Annotated in this window: 20 protein-coding genes and 2 pseudogenes; 14 read left to right on the top strand and 8 right to left on the bottom strand. The window is 39.0% G+C overall.

Annotated elements, in window-relative coordinates; all coding sequences use genetic code 11:
• Positions 1–36: 36 nt before the first annotated feature.
• Entirely contained in the window at positions 37–939 is a 903-nt protein-coding gene (locus JOC74_RS09590) for a pyridoxamine 5'-phosphate oxidase family protein (protein WP_053604361.1), read from the top strand.
• Positions 940–1,000: 61 nt separating this feature from the next.
• Positions 1,001–1,363 (top strand): hypothetical protein, encoded by a 363-nt coding sequence (locus JOC74_RS09585; RefSeq protein WP_225970233.1) that lies wholly within the window; start codon positions 1,001–1,003, stop codon positions 1,361–1,363.
• A gap of 386 nt (positions 1,364–1,749) precedes the next feature.
• On the opposite strand, the pseudogene JOC74_RS23475 reads toward JOC74_RS09585, so the two are convergent.
• A pseudogene (locus tag JOC74_RS23475) lies at positions 1,750–1,836 on the bottom strand (recombinase family protein); the annotation flags it as partial.
• Between the two features lie 70 nt (positions 1,837–1,906).
• Between JOC74_RS23475 and JOC74_RS09580 the strand changes: the two are divergent.
• Complete coding sequence (locus tag JOC74_RS09580; RefSeq protein WP_053604359.1) at positions 1,907–2,104, top strand: IDEAL domain-containing protein; 198 nt, start codon at positions 1,907–1,909, stop codon at positions 2,102–2,104.
• Positions 2,105–2,287: 183 nt separating this feature from the next.
• Here the strand turns inward: JOC74_RS09580 and JOC74_RS09575 are convergent.
• Positions 2,288–2,533, bottom strand: a pseudogene (locus JOC74_RS09575) (tyrosine-type recombinase/integrase); the annotation flags it as partial.
• Between the two features lie 41 nt (positions 2,534–2,574).
• Between JOC74_RS09575 and JOC74_RS09570 the strand changes: the two are divergent.
• Entirely contained in the window at positions 2,575–2,790 is a 216-nt protein-coding gene (locus JOC74_RS09570) for an Lrp/AsnC family transcriptional regulator (RefSeq protein ID WP_211086134.1), read from the top strand.
• Entirely contained in the window at positions 2,787–2,987 is a 201-nt protein-coding gene (locus JOC74_RS09565) for an Lrp/AsnC ligand binding domain-containing protein (RefSeq protein WP_211086133.1), read from the top strand. Before JOC74_RS09570 ends, JOC74_RS09565 begins: the two co-directional genes overlap by 4 nt.
• Positions 2,988–3,077: 90 nt before the next feature.
• On the opposite strand, the gene JOC74_RS09560 is transcribed toward JOC74_RS09565, so the two are convergent.
• On the bottom strand, positions 3,078–3,413 hold the full coding sequence (locus tag JOC74_RS09560; RefSeq protein WP_053604358.1) for a hypothetical protein: 336 nt from the start codon (positions 3,411–3,413) through the stop codon (positions 3,078–3,080).
• Between the two features lie 918 nt (positions 3,414–4,331).
• Here JOC74_RS09560 and JOC74_RS09555 point away from each other — a divergent pair.
• From JOC74_RS09555 to JOC74_RS09540, 4 genes are all read left to right on the top strand, one after another.
• Complete coding sequence (locus JOC74_RS09555; RefSeq protein WP_053604357.1) at positions 4,332–4,778, top strand: YndA family protein; 447 nt, start codon at positions 4,332–4,334, stop codon at positions 4,776–4,778.
• Positions 4,779–4,806: 28 nt separating this feature from the next.
• Positions 4,807–4,950: a hypothetical protein gene (locus tag JOC74_RS09550; RefSeq protein ID WP_158320306.1), complete on the top strand. Its 144-nt coding sequence runs from the start codon at positions 4,807–4,809 to the stop codon at positions 4,948–4,950.
• A gap of 234 nt (positions 4,951–5,184) precedes the next feature.
• On the top strand, positions 5,185–5,409 hold the full coding sequence (locus JOC74_RS09545; RefSeq protein WP_225970231.1) for a hypothetical protein: 225 nt from the start codon (positions 5,185–5,187) through the stop codon (positions 5,407–5,409).
• Between the two features lie 483 nt (positions 5,410–5,892).
• On the top strand, positions 5,893–6,540 hold the full coding sequence (locus JOC74_RS09540; RefSeq protein WP_053604355.1) for a peroxiredoxin-like family protein: 648 nt from the start codon (positions 5,893–5,895) through the stop codon (positions 6,538–6,540).
• Positions 6,541–6,922: 382 nt separating this feature from the next.
• Here the strand turns inward: JOC74_RS09540 and JOC74_RS09535 are convergent, their stop codons facing one another.
• Together JOC74_RS09535 and JOC74_RS09530 are read right to left on the bottom strand one after the other, a co-directional pair.
• Positions 6,923–7,753: a MetQ/NlpA family ABC transporter substrate-binding protein gene (locus tag JOC74_RS09535; RefSeq protein WP_053604354.1), complete on the bottom strand. Its 831-nt coding sequence runs from the start codon at positions 7,751–7,753 to the stop codon at positions 6,923–6,925.
• Positions 7,754–7,866: 113 nt separating this feature from the next.
• A complete protein-coding gene (locus tag JOC74_RS09530) occupies positions 7,867–9,129 on the bottom strand; it encodes a dicarboxylate/amino acid:cation symporter (RefSeq protein WP_053604353.1) in 1,263 nt (420 codons plus the stop codon).
• A 593-nt stretch (positions 9,130–9,722) separates the two neighbouring features.
• Between JOC74_RS09530 and JOC74_RS09525 the strand changes: the two genes are divergently transcribed.
• The 5 genes from JOC74_RS09525 (at position 9,723) to JOC74_RS09505 (ending at position 15,374) form a co-directional block, all read left to right on the top strand.
• The gene (locus tag JOC74_RS09525; RefSeq protein ID WP_053604352.1) at positions 9,723–11,432 is read left to right on the top strand and encodes an ABC transporter substrate-binding protein; all 1,710 of its coding nucleotides are present in this window, start codon (positions 9,723–9,725) and stop codon (positions 11,430–11,432) included.
• A gap of 85 nt (positions 11,433–11,517) precedes the next feature.
• Entirely contained in the window at positions 11,518–12,474 is a 957-nt protein-coding gene (locus JOC74_RS09520; protein ID WP_053604351.1) for an ABC transporter permease, read from the top strand.
• A gap of 45 nt (positions 12,475–12,519) precedes the next feature.
• Positions 12,520–13,419, top strand: coding sequence for an oligopeptide ABC transporter permease (gene opp4C / locus JOC74_RS09515; RefSeq protein WP_225970398.1), 900 nt, complete (start codon positions 12,520–12,522; stop codon positions 13,417–13,419).
• Between the two features lie 3 nt (positions 13,420–13,422).
• On the top strand, positions 13,423–14,412 hold the full coding sequence (locus tag JOC74_RS09510) for an ABC transporter ATP-binding protein (protein WP_053604350.1): 990 nt from the start codon (positions 13,423–13,425) through the stop codon (positions 14,410–14,412).
• Positions 14,409–15,374 (top strand): ABC transporter ATP-binding protein, encoded by a 966-nt coding sequence (locus tag JOC74_RS09505; RefSeq protein WP_053604349.1) that lies wholly within the window; start codon positions 14,409–14,411, stop codon positions 15,372–15,374. The genes JOC74_RS09510 and JOC74_RS09505 overlap by 4 nt, the downstream gene beginning before the upstream one ends.
• Positions 15,375–15,439: 65 nt before the next feature.
• Here JOC74_RS09505 and JOC74_RS09500 read toward each other — a convergent pair whose 3' ends face one another.
• From JOC74_RS09500 to JOC74_RS09490, 3 genes are read right to left on the bottom strand one after another with little or no spacing between them, the layout of a single operon-like run.
• On the bottom strand, positions 15,440–15,628 hold the full coding sequence (locus JOC74_RS09500; RefSeq protein WP_053604348.1) for a hypothetical protein: 189 nt from the start codon (positions 15,626–15,628) through the stop codon (positions 15,440–15,442).
• Between the two features lie 21 nt (positions 15,629–15,649).
• On the bottom strand, positions 15,650–16,390 hold the full coding sequence (locus JOC74_RS09495; RefSeq protein ID WP_053604347.1) for an ABC transporter permease: 741 nt from the start codon (positions 16,388–16,390) through the stop codon (positions 15,650–15,652).
• Between the two features lies 1 nt (position 16,391).
• Positions 16,392–17,291, bottom strand: coding sequence for an ABC transporter ATP-binding protein (locus tag JOC74_RS09490; protein ID WP_053604346.1), 900 nt, complete (start codon positions 17,289–17,291; stop codon positions 16,392–16,394).

Genomic DNA, 17,291 nt, shown 5'->3' with positions numbered 1-17,291 from the left:
GCTTTACATCGCAGATGAAAGGAGGTGAAAACGTGCATGGAGATGGGGTTTCATTGTGGAGAGTTGAAAGCTCAGAAACGAGCTGGCGTTAGGCTGCCTGATGATTTCGCTAACAAGATGTACAAAAACTTTGTTCCGAAAACGGCACTAGGTTTCTTGCAACAACAACCCATTGTTTTTTTAGCTTCCATTGACAGCAGTGGTCGTGTTTGGGCGTCCATCATTCATGGAGAACCTGGATTTGTCGATTTGGAGGATGAAAGAAAATTAGTGATTGCAGGGTATACTCCTCCTGAAGATCCTTTGTTGAAGAACGTCTATGACAATGGCCATATAGGAGCTCTATTCATGGACTTTTCAAATCGACGTCGTCTGAGAGTAAATGGGAAAGCTACATTTGATCATGATAAGCTTGTCATTTGCTCTGAACAAGTGTACGGAAATTGCCCAAAGTATATTACGACCCGTTCATTTCAATCGAATATGAATAACGAAAAGCCTGTTGTTACTACATTCTTGACGAATCAGCTCAATGTTGACCAAATGCAATGGATCGAAACCTCAGATGCTTTTTTTATTGCAAGCACGAATAACGAAAAAGAACTGGACGCGTCCCATCGCGGAGGAAATCCTGGCTTTGTTAAGGTATTGAACGAAAACAGTCTGTTTTTCCCTGATTATTTTGGGAACAACATGTTTAATACGTTGGGGAATATAGAGGTCAATGCTCATGTCGGTCTGATCTTTATCGATTTTAAAACTCGGAAGACGATGCAGATGACAGGCAGAGCGAAGGTTCTATGGGAAGAAGGTGCCTCAATAGATTTTCCAGGAGCTGAGAGGATGGTATTTCTCGAGATTGATAACGTTATAGAAAGCAACAACGTTTTAAGCTATACGGCAGAGCTTTTAGAGCTCTCCCCATTTAATCCAAAATAAATTTTTACATTCTACTATGAGCAAATATCCCATTATGGGAATAAAATTGGAGGAAATTGTGATGGCAAACAAATTTGTTATTATCATTCAAGCAGGAGCACAGGATGCAGGTAAGGCATTACACGGTTTATTATATGGCCAAGAGCTACATCATGCTGGGTATGAAGTTGAGATTGTATTCGATGGTGCTGGAACGACTTGGGTAGGTGAGTTTGAAAAAACGGATCATATGTTTCATCCAGTATTTAAAGACGTTATGAAACTTGGAATCATTAAAGGGGGTTGCCAGGCTTGTTCTGGATTCTTTGATGTTAAGGAAGAAGTAAAGAATGGAGTTGGCTTCGCTGGTCCGGAGGCAGAAAGCGGTAAACATTTAGATTTTGCTGGTTATATTAAGAAAGGGTTTCAACCGATTATTCTTTAATGTGACAGATTTGTATTTCGGCTGTCTATTTTCTACGTCAGCAATATGTTTCCGCAATCTCTTCTTTTTGATCAACGATAATATGCATAGTTGCATCCATTTGTTTGAGTCCGATTTGAAGTTGCAGTTAGGTTACGATAAATCCCAATGATCCGCAATACCTTGAATGTCTCGGATCTATTTCGTTTTTTTCTTCCTTCACCAACAGATGGTATGTAATCTTCGAAACGATGTTTATAAAATCTTGCTGAATCTACAGCAAGATTTTATTGTTTTGCAATCTGCGCCATTAGTTCATAATTGTTTTTCCAATTTGGCTTAGTGACAGGGTTCCTGCTGTAGACCGCAAAGTAAAATTGAAGAAATAATAAAACACGCCTATTTTTTTATTCTTCAAGCTTTCTTCTGTTGACTGCTCTATATAAGGAACCTTGAGATATTCCAGTTGCTGAGACTATCTCCTTTATAGAATACCGGACGAAATATTTGAATAATCTGAAAACCGTTAGTATAATAGAAAAAAGGTCAAGGAGTTGATTTCCTATGAAAAGGAATTTGCTTAATACATCACCACAACCTGAAGTAAACGGCATGAATTCTGAATTGGCTGAAATGGTGTTAAACAAAGCCCTTCGTGATTTCCGAAAAGAGCAAATCCGAAAAGAGATTGACCAGTCATTACAGAATCGAAACAAAGAAGAATTCCTGCGACTAACAGAGGAATTGAAGAATATTTCTTAACTTTTGTATATATATCGAGATGATTTTGAGACAAAATGAACTTAACATAATCAAAGTTATAAGGAGTAAAGAAGCCCAATCTTTTAGACATGGGCTTTTTTGTTTGTAAAGGTGTACTTTTATGAATGATGCAAGTCTCAATAAAGTCTGCTCAAAATAATTTGTTGGGCATGTTGTTTACATTTATAAATCAAGAGATATGACAGCTTGATCTTTTTCATCTTGTGTAATTCCTATATATCGTAATGTCACCTTTTCACTGCTGTGATTGAATAATTCCATAAGAATCGCAATGCTTGTTCCTTTCTTGTATTGGTGATAACCAAACGTTTTACGGAGCGAATGTGTACCAATGTTTGTAAGGCCAACCTCTAAAGCTGCATTTTTTATAATCTGCCATGCTTGTACTCTACTGATAGGCTTGTTTTTAATAATGAAAGGTGTACTTTAACTATGAAAGGATGATTGACATGATTGATCACATCGATATGGAGATCATACGCTGTTTACAAAGCAACTCAAGAATGCAATGGAAACAGATCGGGCAGCTTGTCCATCTGTCTGGTGTGGCCGTAGCCAATCGAATTCAGCGTTTGGAGGAGATCGGGGTCATAGAAGGGTATACGGTCCGGCTGAACGAAAAATTGCTGGGAACATTTACTGTATTTTTATTATCGTTCAGATGAAGGATTATAGGCATACGAAGTTCCAGGAATTTATTCAGGAGCGAGATGAAATTAAAGAAGCTCACCGTGTCAGCGGGGAGCCGTGTTTTATTTTAAAAGCCCAGGTACCTGACCAAAATCAGCTGTCCAAGCTGTTGGATGAGATTCTGGTCTACGGCCATTATAAAATCAATATTTCCATTGGGCAGTATAAATGAACCTCCGGATAGGCAGTCGCATTAAAAACGACATTTTCAGATGAAGAAGGGGTTTTTGTTTTGGAGTAACTATCGGATCTAGTCTCGATATTAACTTTGTTTTACTATCAACCACATATGAATTCTTGATGATGGTGAATAAGACCACAATGTACTAAAACGGAGTAAAACAGCCATAACATTTATGTGTCTAGGATACATTTGTACTACATATATGTCTTCCAATGGATCAGTAGCGTATCCTGCACTAATAACCTGTTGCCCATTCAATCGAAAATCTACAATTTCATTTGGCTTCATTCTAACTTGAGTCGGTTCCCATAAATAACGGATGAAGCCATGCCCAAGATCCTGTTTAGTCGCTTCATCAACATCCAGTTCAAAACGTCTATCAGGTATGTCTCTATAAAAACTTTCTGGATTCACTCCTGCAATCCTTCGGCTACGGCACTTTAAAAGGGAAAGTTACCGAGTGGATTTGAACCACTTAGATTGCGTGACTGCGGGGCCCACAGAAAAAGCAGGATTAATCCTGCTCAGCTTGTAGGAAAACGCCGTTTTCTCTACTACAGGTATTTGGCTATATTCATGTCAAAATTTGCTTAGCGTACAAAATTTCCGAAATGTTGGCTGTACCCCTTTTAGCGCTTGGAGATAGAAAGCATAAAATTAGCCCTTCCAACTGGGAAGAGCTAATCTTGTTGAATTAACACAATGCCTTTCATCATCAAAGTAAACCCTTTCATTGCTAAAGTAAATGGGAGCAAACTCTTTCACCGATGCATGTAAGAGCAAAGGTGCACACGTTAGAATGAGATTAAGGGCAAAAACACATGCATATGCTTCAATTGGCGAACTTGCGGCTCAATTTTTACAACATTATAACAATTGAGAAGGGTGATTTTTTTGAATTAAATCAATTATTGAGCTTCAAAGACAGAACATTTGTTGATTAAGTTGGGGCGATAATGTTTATCGTTTGGATGGTGGTATTAAAGTACAAGAAAATAACTCAATTTTGATGTACGACATTTTATTGATTAGGAGGAATGAGCATGAAAAAGTTTAAAATGATTGTCGTTGCACTGGGCGTTGTGTTGTTAAACAATTGGCCGTAGTCACACCAAGCAATCATGATGAAACGTTTCCGAGTATTAGGAGCTCCTTTTGACTTTCGAAGGGAGGATGGTTCCCCAAGGGGAATTATAATCAATCTTTACAGATCGATGTCCCGAAAAGCCGTTGTATCATAATGAAAGAGCTTGTTTTGGAAAGGATAGTAGATTTATAGGATTATATGGATAATAAGATTTTTCAAATCCAAACGGTAGAGGAGAACTGAGAATGAAAGTTATGAAAATGTTTAAGCCTAAAAAGGTAATAGTTCCAGTGATTATGATGGTGTTTTCTCTGATTATGACAGTCTCTGTTCCGTTTACCGCTTCTGCGGCTGGTTGGGATTATATGGGGGAAGATTGGTTTAGAACACAAAGTAAAAACTTTAAATCAGGTGGAGGCGATTTTAGGGTTTGTCTTCCCTATTATAGTCCAAAAGGTTATTACTATTTATTTGAAGAAGATCCATATAACCCAGACGATCAAGTAAAATCTGGCGTTTACTTTGGTAATAGTACAAGTGATGATTTTTATTATACGGAATCTGCCCATGGACTTTATTGTCATGTCTTCAGAGATGTTAATGCTTGGGTCGATGGCTCTAATAATCAAGCTGAATTTTATGTGAAAAGATACTCTGATAATGGAACAGTATATGTAGAAGCCTGGGATTGATTCATAAAGGCTAAAATGAAGGATGGTGATGATCGAACCGATAGGCTGCAGGGTAAACTACCGATGGAAAACGAAAAAAGAAGTTGGAGCTGGTGCAGAAACCAAGATAGGATTAATCTACCATGAGTGCTTTCCAAAGGGAGCGACATTCTGTGATGCACCGTGGTCGTAGGAGTCAGACTAACGGATGGGCTCTAACGCACCATAGTTGATCGACCTTCTTCTCCCAGCCGTAGTAGAAGTATTGACGGCTTCTCCATTTTCATCCTCTGTGGTGCAGCGCTGTTTCTTGCGCTGCATGGATGCTAACGGGCAGATTTACTCAACAAACTGGCACGAAAGAACGGCTGATTAAACGGGCGCATGATTTTTTGTTTGTTTCCGATGTCACAATCAGGGCCTTACATTGTTATATGTACAAAACGTAAAGGAGCTGGGAAAGATGAACGACTTGACATGCATAATCATCGGAGGCGGCTATGCAGGGCTACAAGCGTTCAAACAAATACAGGCAACGACACGGGACGTGGCGAACGGACGGCGGATTCGGTTTGTTCTGATCGACAAGCAGCCCGGTCACTTGCGCAAGTCGCTGCCAAACCCACAGCTTCACAGTATGACCATATGCTGATGTTTTTAAACCTAGAGACAAAATCTTTATGTCTCGAGCATCCTATTGTCTTTTTAACGTTGATGTTGAGCTTAAAGCTCATGTTTTTAAAAGCGAGTTAGACGTAATGGTGCTCTACGTGCAATTTAGACTCTCACAGAAAAAAAGTTATTAATGAATGTCACAAATCCAAACCATTCCCCGTCTTAGTTTATGAAAGACTAAACAGCGAAGGAAGGTATGGTGGATGAAACAGTTTGATGTGGAAAGCATTGATGGATGCATTGCAGGTTGGGTGGCAGCAATGATCCAGCATGGACGATCGAGAAACTCGAATTGGAACTGTTTATCCAACGTTTAACCGAACCTAATTATCTTTTCTGGTCGTAGTTTAGTCTGTGTGTGGTTGATTGAACCTGTACCGCACCAGGCGTTGTCATTATTATTTGGGTAGATTGTGCCTCGGGTACAGTCTATGGAAAAATCGTTCAAGAGGTGAAAAAAATGACAAAATTATTTGATGAAATTCGGCAATTCCATGAAAGCTTTGAACAAAAAGTCTTGATCGAAAACAAAAGACTCATAGCACAAGCAACAAAAGAATTGGCCGAATCGAATATGGCAAAGGGATTATCGATTGGTGAACAAACGCCTGATTTTACATTAAAAGATCCCACAGGCGTTTCCATTACCCTTTATGAAGAATTGAAAAAAGGACCTGTCATCTTAACTTTCTATCGAGGCGGATGGTGTCCGTATTGCAATCTAGAATTAAGAGCTTACCAACGAGTATTAAAAGATATTACCGCAGCAGGAGGACAATTAATTGCTATTAGTCCTCAAACTCCTGATTCTTCACTCACGACGAAAGAAAAAAACGAGTTAGAATTTCTTGTTCTAAGTGATACGAACGGAAGCGTTGCTGAAAACTACAATTTAATATTTAAGCTACCTGATTATCAAATTAAAATTTATAAGGAATATGGTGCGGATCTAACAATCCATAACGGAAATGATACATGGGAGCTCCCAGTTCCAGCAACTTATATTATTGACCGATCAGGAAAAATTCGATTCGCGAGTGTAGATCCTGACTTTACAAAAAGAGAAGAGCCCACAAGAATGGTAGAATTGTTAAAAGAGGTTCTGTAAAAATTCAAAAATTGATTGTAGGGAAAATTCCTCATCGCTATCAAGTTAAGGTTTTATAGTACCCCAAAACGAAATTTTGGGCTTCCTCGTAACAAAGAAGCTCATCATTTTGGGGGTATTCATTTTGCTTAGTTTGATGGCCCAGTGAGAGAGTGAAAATGAACTTCACTCACTCCATAGTGGTGAAAAGCTTGCAAAACTCTTTTTTGATGTTCTTCTTCTTAAATAATAGCCGGTTTTCATCACGTTAAGGGTGAACATCGGTAGCCACAAGTAATAACATGAAGAAGTATCACTCAACCCTAATCGACCAATCAGATGGAGCCCCACCTTTAATGCGTCCCCGCCGGGTGTTTTTCTTTCCTTATAACAATGTCCTTTTTTATTTCAGGTCACTGGGGACATACCAATAATCATTTTTGTTGTGTTCCGCAAGGTATTTTTTAAAGTCTTCCGATTTGTAGGCTTCGACAACGGCTTTCGCCCACTTAGTGTTTATGTTTTTCTTGTCCACCGTGGCGACCAGCTCCAGATCCTTGATGAGGGATTCAGACAGCAGCGATTTTTTCGGATCAATGTGAGATGCGTAGACGATGCTGCCGGGCAGGATGCCAAAGTCGATGTCATCCATGGCACGCGGGATCTGGGCGGAATCCATGGTTGTGATATTTAAATGTTTCGGATTAGAGATGATGTCTTTCTGTGTTGCTGTCAGCGGAGTAACACCCGGTTTCAGTTTAATCCATCCCGCTTTCTGCAACAGTAGATACGCGCGTCCTGCGTTGGATGGATCCTGTGGAATAGCCACTTTTGCACCGTCCTGTACTTGATCGATGGTATTATGTTTGTTAGAGAAAATACCGGCCCTTACCGTTGGAATATGAACAATAGGCGTAAGGTTTGCCTGCTTTTCCACGTTAAAGTTTGTAAGATATGCCGTATGCTGGTCAACATTCAAATCGATATTTCCTTCGCTTAAAGCTATATCTGCCTGAAGGAGATCAGAAAAGTTGGTCAATTTGACGGTGTAGCCTTCTTTCTCAAGAATAGGCTTTATCGCCGATATAAAAAGTTCACTGTATGGTCCTGGCGAGGTTCCCACCCGAATTGTTTTTTCATCAGATGAACCTCCAATGCCGCAGGCGGCTAAGCTGAGCACCAGCAACCCAACAATAAGTATGAACGCATTCTTCTTGTATATATGTCTTCCCATGTTTCATTCTCCTCTGTTTATTTTCCCGATTCTTCAAGAAACAGAAAACAACACAGCGGACCGTCAGTTTTTTTGTTTATTGATTGCTGCTGAGCCGACCGCTGCCCTTTACTTTATTTTCCTTCAAAGCTTAACTTGTTTTTTTCAGGAGTATAATCAAATTCCTTTTCCGATTTAGCAATAATAACAGTGGCTAAGGAATTTCCAATCACATTTAGTGAGGATCTTCCCATATTTACAAAGAAATCAACTGCCATTAATAAAGCCACTCCTTCTGCAGGTAATCCAAGTTGATGAGAGGCTGCTAATAAGACAACTACGACCGCCGATGGAACAGCTGCGATTCCCTTAGTAATGATGGCTAAAAATAAAACGATCGTAATAATTTGTCCTAATCCTAAAGTCTGATGAAAAGCATTTGAAATAAAAATGACTGCTAAACTAATGTAAATAGACGCGCCATCAAGATTAAAAGAATATCCCAGGGGTACCACAAAAGATGTCACGGAACGAGAGGCGCCAAATTTTTGCAAACGTTCAATAACGGAAGGCATAACAACACCCGAACTGCCCGTTGTAAATGTTAGTAGAAGAAGATCTCCAATATTTTTTAATAAGTCAATATAAGGGACACGAAATATCAAACTAATAATGGGGAACAATATCACCGCGGTTATCAGAAATGCAGCATAAGCTATTAAAACAAATTGTCCCAATGAAATAAGATTGTGTAATCCATACTTTGCAACGTCATAGGCTAAAAAACCAAAAACCCCCACAGGAGCAAATGAAATAGCATATTCTACAAGTTTAAACATTGCTTGCGACCATGATTCAAAGAAACTAACTACTGGTTTAGCTTTTTCACCTATTGCATTTAACGAAAAACCTAGAAAAGAGGCAAAAAATATTATGGGTAATAAATTTCCTGAAGCAAAAGCATCAAATATATTACTAGGGATAATGTCAAGAAGAAAAGTCTTAAAGTCTATACTATGAGCAACTCCCCCTAATGAAGAGGTGTCCACATTTCCCACGTTAATATTGTCTCCGATAGATAGCACTTGTCCAAGAACGATTCCCAAAACAATTAGAAAAGTAGTGACAATTTCAAAATAAATTAATGATTTTATAGCAATTTTCCCAAACCTTTTTGCATTGCTAATACCAATAATGCCTAAAACTATTAATGGGAAAACAAGTGGAACAATAACCATTTGTATTAAGTTTAAAAAAGCTGTCCCTAATATTTGTAAATGAATTCCCCATGTTTTACTAAAATATCCTACTAAAATACCTAAAACAATGCCGATTATGACTTGATATGTTAAATTTAATTTCTTTTTTGGTTTTTGCTCTGATGTGTTTTCTTTCACTTTAAAATTCTCCTCTGTAAATAATATGGCTTATTCATATATGATTTTATAAAAACTAGAATAGATAGAGGACATTTGAATTTCTTAAGTTTATGAATCTTGACCAGTCACCTTTTTGGCTCTTCTATGCCGCCTTTCATTCCAAAATGGTAGAGCAGCTACTAGTCCTTTAGATCATTATGTTTAAACTAACGAATAAGATAGATAAATATTTAATCTAACCCATTCAAATAGATCTTGGGATTCTAAAGAATTTAGCTGTTTATCTTCTGACATTTGAATTCCTCCTTAATTATTAAATCATATAAAATTTATCGGAATAATAAACTTTGTTCTTAATATACTTAGCATGATTTTAATTGTCAATTACTTTTTTATATTAAATTATCAGGAGTTAATTGCACAAATTATTAAGATGAAATTTAAATTTTATGTTTCATAAAAAAAATAAACCAAGTTGACTTAACGGAATACTATGTTTTAATATGGTCATTGAAATGATAATTTTGGAAAAACAGATATCTGAAATAATAAATAGGGGTGAGGCATTAATCGTAAATGTGAATTTCTTATAAAAGGGGAGGAGAAAAGAAATGAAGAAGAATGTAATACTTATTTTTATACTTTCTGCCGTCATTGTATTACTTTTGGCAGGGTGCCAAACAGAACAGTCTGGAGCAGAACAAAGCAGCAATGAAGGAAATAAAGGTGATGTACAAGGTATTAAAGACGAGGTGATTAAAGCTTCTGATCCTTCAAAATCTCCGCAAAATGCAACAAACCGCAAAGATACGGTAGTTGTAGCTCTTCAAGAGCCAGGCGGTATTTTCACACCTTATTTTTACTCGAATGGCTACGATGGTAATGTGACATCTGCTATATTTCCGCCACTTGTAGACATTGATAAAGAAGGAAAGCCAACCCCTGGTCTTGCCGAGAACTGGGACATATCAGACGATGAGTTAACATATACATACCATTTACGAAAAGGTCTGAAATTTGACAACGGGACTCCATTAACTGCCGATGATGTAGCTTTTACTCTTACTCTTTTGCATGATCCGGCATATGACGGTGGAACGGATATTTTAGAAGCGAAAGTTAAAGGCGGGAAAGAATACAAGGAAGGCTCCTCTAAAGAGATTGGAGGCATTAAAGTCATTGATCCGCAAACGATTGAGATCACTACAGAAGAAGTGAATGCGAGAGCACTTCGTTTGCTTGGTGGCCAGGTTCTTTCAAAAGAATACTATGGCAAGGACTATAAATACGGGAACTTAGATTATATTAAGGATCTTTATTCGAAGCCGGTTGGCGCCGGTCCGTATAAATTCGATAAATACATTCCTGGTCAAGAGGTTCGGTATAAAGCAAATGAATACTATTATGGCGGAAAGCCTGAGGTTGAGAACTTTATATACAAAACAACTGAAGGCGATGGATTACAGTTTTTTGAAACAGGAGAAATTGACTATAGTGGTTTTCCTGCAAATAATGACAATTTTGAAACACTGAAAAGCTTGGGTTTTGCAAATATAAATCTATATACTTCAAGTGCATATAGCTACTTGACATTCAACCATGAAAAACCATTTTTCAAAGACAAGAAAGTGAGACAGGCTTTTATTTACGGGCTAAATCGCCAATCCATTCTCGATACTACATATCAAGGCTACGCGCAGGTAGCGAATGAACCCGTATCTCCTACATCATGGGCTTATACAGATGACATAAATCCATATGAATATGATCCTGAAAAAGCAAAAGAATTGTTGGATGAAGCAGGGTGGAAAGAGGGGTCTGATGGCATACGTGAAAAAGATGGTACAAGGTTGACGATACGCTATTTCACCTCAAAAACGCCATTATCTGATGTTTTGATTCCAATTGCTAAAGAGAATTATAAAGAAATTGGTATTGAACTAGAGGCTGAGCAGATGGATTTCAATGCACTATTGTCAAGAGTTGAAAAAGGCGATCATGATCTTGCGTCCTTCTCAACTCCAATGCTGACTGATCCATATAATGGAGTTGTCGATTTCCATTCCGAAAAGCCGGACGCTGTTACTGGTTACAAAAACGGAAAAGTTAATCAGTTAATTGATGAAAGCATTAGTACGAATGATATCAAGAAACGCACCGAAAAGTATCATGAGCTGTATAAAGAATTAAGCGATGATCCGCCTTATATTTTCCTGGGATATACTAAAATTCTTTCGGCCCATAATGCGAGAATTGAAGGCTTTGAACCGAACGGATACCGGGGAATTACCCCAAATCTTCCGAAATTGATAATAAAATAAGACAAATTTAATCATAGAATGTGGCAGCCTGCTGATCGAATAATCGGCAGGCTGGCCACACTTTTCTTTTAGAAGGAGGCATGAAATGAAGGCATACATTATCAAACGATTTCTCTATATGATTCCAACCCTGTTAGGTGCATCTATTCTAATCTTTTTTCTCTATGCATTAACGCCTGGAGATTTTGTGGATTCAAATTCCAGTCTGACAGCTGAGAGAAAGGCCGAGCTAAAATTGTTGTATGGGCTTGATCAGTCGATTATCCAGCGCTATTTCACTTGGATCGGTAATGTTTTTACAGGTGACTTCGGGTTCTCATTGCAATATCAACAGCCTGTCTCATCATTATTGTCTGATTACATATGGAATTCATTTATTATTGCTTTTGCATCCCTCATCTTAACATGGGTAGTAGCTATTGTGATTGGGGTTATTTCTGCGACAAGACAGTATTCTTTTTTTGATTCGGCAGTTACATTGGGTGTTTTCGCTGCAATGTCACTTCCATCCTTTTTTATAGGCCTGCTCTTAATAAAGATCTTTGCCGTCGATCTAAATCTATTCCCAGCTGGCGGAATGAGTACCACTGGCAGTAATGCTACCGGTTTTTCATACATTCTTCAGGTACTTGATCACATGTTTCTCCCAGTGGTCGTTTTGACAATGCTCAGCGTAGGTTCGCTTACCCGTTATTTTCGGACAAATATGCTTGAAGTTGTTAAACAGGATTTTATCAGAACAGCTAGAGCAAAGGGGTTAAAAGAAAAAGTAGTGATTTACAGACATGCCTTACGAAATGCATTACTACCAGCTATTACTTTGTTCGGTTTCGAATTGCCTGCTTTATTCAGTGGAGCTATTGTTATCGAACGGGTTTTTAATTGGCCCGGGGTAGGTTCTATTTATATGCAGGCATTTACTGTAAGAGACTATCCGCTTTTAATGGGATTTACAATGTTTATTGCTGTATTAACCGTAGTCAGCAACTTATTGGCAGACCTTTTATACGGAGCAGCAGACCCCAGGGTTCGAGTGAAATAGGAGGGGAATAAGTTGGAGAGTGTGAAGGGAATTTCTAGAGAACATGTGAACACAAGATCGATAAAGAAACCAGTATCAATTTGGAGATTAACCTTTCGAAGACTAATGAAAAACAGAATGGCAATGGGAGGATTATACTTCCTTGTTTTTATATTTGTTTTTTGTTTTATTGGACCTCTATTTTCTCCTTATGCAGGAAATAAAGTGGATACATTAAATATCAATAGTGCACCGAATGCCTCTCACTGGTTGGGGACTGACAAGCTTGGCAGAGATATTCTTACCAGGGTGATGCAAGCAGGAAGAATATCCCTAACGGTTGGTCTTGGATCCATGGTACTTTCTGTTTCAATTGGGGCAGCACTTGGGATTGTTGCAGGATATTATCGTGGAATAGTAGATCAAGTGATTATGAGAACAGCGGATGTACTAATGACGATACCTGGGCTTCCACTTTTGTTCATTATGGCAGCAGTTATGTCCGATTGGAAGGTGCCTGCGGATACTAGGTTATATATCGTCATGATCATGCTGAGTTTCGTTGGTTGGCCGGGACTTGCCCGACTCGTAAGAAGCCAGGTTTTGAGTTTAAGAGAACGTGAATTTATGCATGCAGCTGACGCCTTAGGTCTCAAGGATAGAAGAAAGCTATTTGGTCATTTAATGCCTAATATTATTCCTATACTTATTGTCTCGGCTACTCTAAGTGTTGGGGGCGCAATATTAAGTGAATCTGTACTTAGTTATTTTGGTTTGGGAGTCGTTCCTCCAACAGCTTCATGGGGCAATATGATAGACTCAGCCAATTCACTAATCGATTTTCAAAGAAGACCTTGGCTGTGGATCCCTCCTGGATTAGCAATATTTGCAACGGTAGTAAGCATTAATCTACTTGGTGATGGTTTGAGGGATGCCTTAGATCCGAATATAAAAGGGAGGAAGTAATACATGTCAACCGCACCAAAAACCATTATGGATATAAAAAATATTAGTATTCATTTTTCAACTGAAAACGGAATCGTAAAAGCTGTTAACGACATCAGCTTTCGTATAAAAGAAGGGGAAACGGTGTGCATCGTTGGAGAGTCGGGCTGCGGGAAGAGTGTAACCGCGATGACCTTAATGGGTTTAATTGATGAAGCTACAGGAAAAGTTATGAGCGGTGAGGTTTGGTTTAACGGGCAGGATCTTTTAAAAGCTAGAAAAAGAGAGATGAATCGTTTAAGAGGTAACGACATTGCTATGATTTTTCAAGAGCCCATGTCATCCCTAAATCCAGTGTTGAAAATTGGCCATCAAATTGAAGAAGCAATCCTTGAGCATCGGCAGATTTCCAGAAAAAATGCCAAGAAGTTGGTCCTCGAGTTGATTGAGCTTGTCGGGATTCCCGGAACAAAAAAAATTGCAGAAAGCTACCCCCATCAGTTAAGCGGAGGAATGCTGCAAAGAATAATGATCGCGATCGCTTTAAGCTGCAACCCTAAGTTATTAATAGCAGATGAACCTACGACTGCCTTAGATGTTACGATTCAAGCGCAGATCCTTGAGCTATTAAAAAAGGTTAATGAGGAGAAAAACACATCTATCCTTTTAATTACCCACGATCTTGGAGTTGTGGCAGAAGTGGCGGATTATGTCGTGGTTATGTACGCAGGGAAAATTGTTGAGCAGGCATCAGTATATGAGCTATTTAAAAATCCACAGCATCCTTATACAAAAGGATTATTAAAGTCAAAACCAGTGATAAACCAAAGAAAAGACAGGCTATATTCGATTCCTGGCCAGGTGCCAAACCTAACCAATGTAGATGGCTTTTGCCTATTTAGTGATAGATGTGAATATTGTATGCCGGTATGCCGAGAAAAGCAGCCGGCATTAAAAAAGACAAAAGTCGGTCATCAGGTTGCTTGCTGGTTGCAAGAGGAGGAGACAGGATGAAAGAGAATTTAATTGAAGTACAAAACCTAAAAAAATATTATCCTGTTTCTGGAGGACTTTTTGGCAGAAAGATTGGACAAGTAAAGGCCGTTGATAATGTCAGTTTTACAATTAAACGGGGGGAAACTTTTGGCCTTGTTGGGGAATCAGGAAGCGGAAAGAGTACTATTGGGCGCACAATATTGCGTCTATTAGATAAAACAGCAGGAAGCGTTATGTATGATGGAATCGATCTTTTCTCACTCTCTAAGCAAGAAATGAGACTGCTTCGAAAAAAGCTGCAATTTGTTTTTCAGGATCCATTTAGTTCACTCAATCCGCGAATACGTATTGGTGATGCCATTGGTGAAGCAACACTCGATCATCAGCTATTAGGAAAAAAAGAAGTAAGAAAGAGAGTGGAAGAGGTACTCGAGCTTTGTGGGCTACCTTCTTATTATTATGATCGTTATCCTCACGAATTCTCAGGGGGACAGCGGCAGCGCATCGGAATTGCTAGAGCGGCCATATTAAATCCTGATCTAATTGTTGCTGATGAACCTGTTTCTGCTTTAGATGTCTCTATCCAAGCCCAAATCATTAATCTATTCAGTGATCTGCAGAAGGAAAAGGGATTAACATACTTGTTTATTTCTCATGATTTAAGTGTTGTTGAGCATCTTTGTTCACAAATAGGGGTACTCTATCTTGGCAATCTCATGGAAATGGCCCCAAGAGACAAGATTTTCTCAAACCCGCTTCATCCGTATACGAAAGCCCTGTTATCTGCAGTTCCAATTCCTGATCCTACTCAGAGAAGAGATCGTATCGTTCTTAAAGGAGATATTCCTGATCCTTCGTCTCCTCCTCCAGGATGCAAATTTCATACGAGATGCCCATATGCTGAAGAAATTTGCAAAGATAAAGCACCGGAATATAGAAAAGTAGAAGAAGATCGATTTGTGGCTTGTCACTTTGCATAAATTTTATAACCTAAATGGGGTTGTCCATAAAGTCAGTCAAGATGACTTTATGGAGAGCCCCTTTACTAATTCCACAACAATAAAAAGAATACAAAAGTCACGGCATAGACCAGGAATAAAGCTATCGATGCCTTTACAAGCTTGTTCTTCGTGTTAAAAACTTCTTTCGCGCCATTGACAACGATGTTGTAACCGAAGCAAATAATTGACGATACAAAAGCGGCGAGTGAAACGATAAAGAGAATGATCTCCATTAAACTAGCCCTCCTTCCTGGCTATCCCATCAGCCATTGCGGTTTTTTTGAAAATAGATGCAGAACGAAAAAAGAAACTGCGATATAGGCAAGCAAGATGAAGCTGCCAAAGACATATAGCATTGGGTTTTCATAGGAAAACGACGGCTCAAAAATCCAGATAGAGACTCTGTATGCAAACGCAAATGGATTGATGATTGAAAAATCAGCGCCAATCATTAAGGTCGTTGCAAACATTATTCCTAACGCTGCGAATGAAACTATTAAGATATTTTTTGTCCAAATCATAAATGTCGCAACGGCTGGAACTGCTGCCAGGCTAATCAGGGTAAAGACGACAGAGCTTAGCAGCCTGTTTGCTAGTAGTGAAAGTGATGCCTCTTCTGAAAACAGAATCTGCATGAAAAGCAGCAGGCCGAAGTGATTAAGCAATGAAAGGGCGAAAATGCTGATCGCAATACAATACATTTTGGCGAGGATCATTTGCCGGGCGGAGTACGGGTAGCTCAGCCAGTTCATGACCGTTCTGTTTTTGTATTCCTGATAAAAAAGAAATCCGGCGAACACCATCAAGACAGCGGGAAACAAAAAGCTATATTGATTAAAAACAGTGAAATAATACCACTCAATATCCGGTTCTCTCTTTGATAGTTTCATAGCAAACGTATTTAATAAGAGCGGAAAAAAGCTGACCAAAACAACGAACGGTATGAGCATCAGCCGTTTCCATTTCATCCATTCCGTCTGAATCAAATGAATCATATTAAGCTTCCCCCTGTTCTAAGAGCTCAAGGTACAATTCTTCTAAGGTGAGTTCTTTTTTTACGGAGATTTTGCACTTCAGTTTTTCGACAGATTCCGTGATTTCTGACAAATCTCTTGCAGAAGCCATTGTGATTGAACTCTTTTCGAGACGGATCATGGAGTGGTGAAAGATTGCGGCCAGCTTTCGCAAATGCTCCTCCGATCCTTCTATTTGATAAGAATGAAACGTTTGGTTATGGTCGGGCACTGCTGCACGAAAGACGATTTCTCCATTTTTCATGATCAGCAGCTCATCTGCCAGTTTGCTGATCTCACTAAGAATGTGGCTGGATAGAAGAATGGACCGCTTTTCATTTCTTGCCAGCTCAAGCAGAACGTCACGCATTTCTTTAATTCCTCGCGGATCAAGTCCGTTTGTCGGCTCATCAAGCAATAAAAATTCCGGATCATGGATCATCGCTCGAGCCAATCCCAGACGCTGTTTCATGCCAAGAGACGTTTGCGAAAATTTTTTCTGGATATGCTCAGTTAAGCCAACCCTTCCAAGCATACTTCGTATATGTTCACGGTCCGTTTTTAATCGGAGAGTTTTCATATGCAATATTAAATTTTCCTCCAAGGTTAAATGCTCATAAAACCCTGGATATTCAATAACACTTCCTACACGGTGCAGGTAATCCTTTTGTGAATCGATGGGCTCACCTTTATACGTTACTTGTCCGTGATCCGGCGTGAACACACCGAGAAGAGATTTAAGGAGTGTCGTTTTTCCAGCCCCGTTTGGCCCGAGAAGGCCGTATATTCTCCCTTTCTGGAAATGGGCGCTAATGTTTTTTAACAACGGCTGTTTGTTCAGGGAAAAGGTTAGGTCATCTACTGTTACGAGTACATCGCTCAA

It is taken from the genome of Bacillus capparidis (assembly GCF_017832095.1).
GTDB lineage: Bacteria > Bacillota > Bacilli > Bacillales > Bacillaceae > Bacillus > Bacillus gobiensis.
Note: the sequence above shows the minus strand (reverse complement) of the source record. Positions and strands in the feature narration are given on the sequence as shown.

Bases quoted from the DNA above. Each gene is read 5' to 3' on its own strand.
- JOC74_RS09590 (WP_053604361.1), top strand. From the start codon at position 37: ATGGAGATGGGGTTTCATTGTGGAGAGTTGAAAGCTCAGAAACGAGCT.
- JOC74_RS09585 (WP_225970233.1), top strand. From the start codon at position 1,001: ATGGCAAACAAATTTGTTATTATCATTCAAGCAGGAGCACAGGATGCA.
- JOC74_RS09580 (WP_053604359.1), top strand. From the start codon at position 1,907: ATGAAAAGGAATTTGCTTAATACATCACCACAACCTGAAGTAAACGGC.
- JOC74_RS09570 (WP_211086134.1), top strand. From the start codon at position 2,575: ATGATTGATCACATCGATATGGAGATCATACGCTGTTTACAAAGCAAC.
- JOC74_RS09565 (WP_211086133.1), top strand. From the start codon at position 2,787: ATGAAGGATTATAGGCATACGAAGTTCCAGGAATTTATTCAGGAGCGA.
- JOC74_RS09555 (WP_053604357.1), top strand. From the start codon at position 4,332: ATGAAAGTTATGAAAATGTTTAAGCCTAAAAAGGTAATAGTTCCAGTG.
- JOC74_RS09550 (WP_158320306.1), top strand. From the start codon at position 4,807: ATGATCGAACCGATAGGCTGCAGGGTAAACTACCGATGGAAAACGAAA.
- JOC74_RS09540 (WP_053604355.1), top strand. From the start codon at position 5,893: ATGACAAAATTATTTGATGAAATTCGGCAATTCCATGAAAGCTTTGAA.
- JOC74_RS09535 (WP_053604354.1), bottom strand. From the start codon at position 7,753: ATGGGAAGACATATATACAAGAAGAATGCGTTCATACTTATTGTTGGG.
- JOC74_RS09525 (WP_053604352.1), top strand. From the start codon at position 9,723: ATGAAGAAGAATGTAATACTTATTTTTATACTTTCTGCCGTCATTGTA.
- JOC74_RS09520 (WP_053604351.1), top strand. From the start codon at position 11,518: ATGAAGGCATACATTATCAAACGATTTCTCTATATGATTCCAACCCTG.
- JOC74_RS09510 (WP_053604350.1), top strand. From the start codon at position 13,423: ATGTCAACCGCACCAAAAACCATTATGGATATAAAAAATATTAGTATT.
- JOC74_RS09505 (WP_053604349.1), top strand. From the start codon at position 14,409: ATGAAAGAGAATTTAATTGAAGTACAAAACCTAAAAAAATATTATCCT.
- JOC74_RS09500 (WP_053604348.1), bottom strand. From the start codon at position 15,628: ATGGAGATCATTCTCTTTATCGTTTCACTCGCCGCTTTTGTATCGTCA.
- JOC74_RS09495 (WP_053604347.1), bottom strand. From the start codon at position 16,390: ATGATTCATTTGATTCAGACGGAATGGATGAAATGGAAACGGCTGATG.